The organism is Hydrogenophaga sp., assembly GCF_030158645.1.
Taxonomy (GTDB): Bacteria; Pseudomonadota; Gammaproteobacteria; order Burkholderiales; family Burkholderiaceae_C; genus Hydrogenophaga.
Map to the genome: position 1 here is coordinate 1 of NZ_JAOASO010000047.1, position 2887 is coordinate 2887.

The window sequence follows — 2887 nt, forward strand, 5'->3', positions numbered from 1 at the left end:
ATGAGCGCCGTGACCTTGCCGCGGGGCACGGTCAGCGTGACGTTGTCGAGGATCGCGCGCGCGCCATACCCGAAGGTGAGGTTGCGCAGTTCGACGAGGGGGGTGGGGTTTTCGGTGGACATCAAACAAAAACCGGGCCATCTGCGCCCGGTTTTTGGATGATACGGGATTCGGGGTAAACCCGAGGCCGCGTTGTGTTTCGTTTGTTTTCAGCGCGGCAAATCAGAAAAGCCCATGAGGAATTCGTCGACCGAACGCGCAGCCTGACGGCCTTCGCGGATCGCCCACACCACCAGGCTCTGGCCACGGCGCATGTCGCCGGCGGCAAACACCTTGGGCACGTTGGTGGCGTAACCACCGGTGAACTCGGTGCTGGCCTTGGCGTTGCCGCGGGCGTCTTTCTCCACACCGAAGCCGTCCAGGATGCTGGCGACCGGGTTCACGAAGCCCATGGCCAGCAACACCAGGTCGGCCTTGTATTCCTTTTCGGTTCCGGGGATCTCAACCAGTTTGCCGTCCTTCATTTCGACGTGTACCGTGGTCAGGCCGGTGAGCTTGCCCTTCTCGCCCTTGAAGGCCTTGGTGGAAATGGCGAACTCGCGCTGAAGAATGCCCTTCTCGGCACTCTCGTCGTGGCTGGAGCTGGTGCGCAGCTTCAGCGGCCAGTAAGGCCACACCAGGGGTTTGTCTTCCTGCTCGGGCGGCTGGGGCATCACTTCGAACTGGGTCACGCTGACCGCGCCGTGGCGGGTGCTGGTGCCCACGCAGTCGGAGCCGGTGTCGCCGCCGCCGATCACGATCACGTGTTTGCCGTCGGCGCGCAGCTGGCCCTTGAACTTGTCGCCCGCGTTGACCTTGTTCTGCTGCGGCAGGAACTCCATGGCGAAGTGGATGCCATCAAGGTCGCGGCCGGGCACCGGCAAATCGCGGCTTTGTTCAGAGCCGCCGGTGAGCAGCACCGCATCAAAGTCTCTCTGCAGTTGTTCGGGGGTGATGGTTTCCTGCGCCCAGTTGGTCACCTTGCTGTCTTTGGGCAAGTTGCCCACCATCACACCGGTGCGGAACACCACGCCTTCGGCTTCCATCTGCGCCACGCGGCGGTCAATGTGGCTTTTCTCCATCTTGAAATCGGGGATGCCATAGCGCAGCAGGCCGCCCACGCGGTCGTTCTTCTCGAACAGGGTCACGTCGTGACCAGCGCGCGCGAGCTGCTGGGCTGCCGCCATGCCGGCCGGCCCGGAGCCGACCACGGCCACCTTTTTGCCGGTCTTGTGGCGCGGCGGCTGCGGCTGCACCCAGCCCTCGGCCCAGGCGCGGTCGATGATGGCGTGCTCGATCGACTTGATGCCCACGGCGTCGCCGTTGAAGTTCACCACGCAAGCGGCCTCGCAAGGTGCGGGGCAGATGCGGCCGGTGAACTCGGGGAAGTTGTTGGTGCTGTGCAGCACCGTGATCGCGTTCTTCCAGTCGCCTTGGTACACCAGATCGTTGAAGTCCGGAATGATGTTGTTGACCGGGCAGCCGCTGTTGCAGAACGGCGTGCCGCAGTCCATGCAGCGCGCGGCTTGCACCTTGGCCTGCTGGTCATCCAGGGCAACGACGAATTCCTTGTAGTGCTTCAGGCGCTCGGGCACGGGCTTGTAGCCCTCTTCCAAGCGCTCAAATTCCATGAAGCCGGTGACTTTTCCCATGATGCTTGTCCTTCGAATGCGTTGGCTTATTTGGCGGCGACCGTGACTTTTTTCGCCGTGGCCTGGGCCTTGGTGGTCACTTCCGCGGCGTTCTTGCGGGCATGGATTTCACCCAGCGCGCGCTTGTACTCGTTCGGGAAGACCTTCACGAACTTGTCGCGCGCCTGCGCCCAGGTGTCCAACAGTTCGCGCGCGCGCTTGCTGCCGGTCCAGCGGTTGTGCTCCTCAAGCAGCTTTTTCAACTGCGCTTCGTCGCTCAGGCCGCGGTGCCAGATGGCTTTGTCCACCAAGGCTTCCTGCTCTTTGGCGGCCAGCACCTTTTCCATGCTGACCATGGCGGTGTTGCAGCGCTTGGCGAACTGACCGTCTTCGTCGTACACGTAGGCGACGCCGCCGCTCATGCCGGCGGCGAAGTTGCGCCCGGTCTTGCCCAGCACCACCACGGTACCACCCGTCATGTATTCACAACCGTGGTCGCCCGTGCCTTCCACCACCGCGGTGGCGCCCGAGAGGCGCACCGCGAAGCGCTCGCCGGCCACGCCGCTGAAGAAGGCTTCACCGGTGGTGGCGCCATACATCACGGTGTTGCCCACGATGATGTTGCGCGCGGCTTCGCCGCGGAAGTCGATGCTGGGGCGCACCACCACACGGCCGCCCGAGAGACCTTTGCCGGTGTAGTCGTTGGCGTCGCCGATCAGGTACAGCGTGATGCCGCGCGTGAGGAACGCGCCAAACGACTGGCCGCCCGTGCCTTCGAGCTGGATGCGGATGGTGTCGTCGGGCAGGCCCTCGGGGTGCACCTGGGTCACGGCGCCGGAGAGCATGGCACCCACCGAGCGGTTGACGTTGCGTGCCACCTCGATGAACTGCACACGCTCGCCCTTGTCGATGGCGGCACGCGACTTGGCGATGAGGATGTTGTCCAGCGCCTTGTCCAGACCGTGCTCCTGCTCCTGCGTGTGCAGGCGCGGCACATCGGCCGGCACGTTGGGCAGGGCCAGCAGGCGGCTGAAATCGAGGCCGCGTGCTTTCCAGTGCTCGATGCCCTGCTTCATGTCGAGCAGGTCGGCGCGGCCGATCAGGTCGTCGAACTTGCGGATGCCCAGCTGGGCCATGATCTGGCGCACTTCTTCGGCGATGAAGAAGAAGTAGTTCACCACGTGCTCGGGCTTGCCGCTGAATTTCTTGCGCAGCGC

General features: G+C 64.1%; 2 protein-coding genes and 1 pseudogene. All 3 read right to left on the reverse strand.

Annotated elements, in window-relative coordinates; translation table 11 throughout:
- Window positions 1-122 (reverse strand): annotated as a pseudogene (locus Q1W68_RS05385) (ABC transporter ATP-binding protein); the annotation flags it as partial.
- Window positions 123-209: 87 nt separating this feature from the next.
- Complete coding sequence (locus tag Q1W68_RS05390; RefSeq protein WP_300715786.1) at window positions 210-1691, reverse strand: glutamate synthase subunit beta; 1482 nt, start codon at window positions 1689-1691, stop codon at window positions 210-212.
- Window positions 1692-1717: 26 nt separating this feature from the next.
- Window positions 1718-2887, reverse strand: a 1170-nt coding sequence (locus Q1W68_RS05395; protein ID WP_300715787.1) for a glutamate synthase-related protein, incomplete at its 5' end; no start/stop codon positions are given.

Excerpts from the sequence above, each read along its gene's own strand:
- Q1W68_RS05390 (WP_300715786.1), bottom strand. The coding sequence starts at position 1,691 with ATGGGAAAAGTCACCGGCTTCATGGAATTTGAGCGCTTGGAAGAGGGC.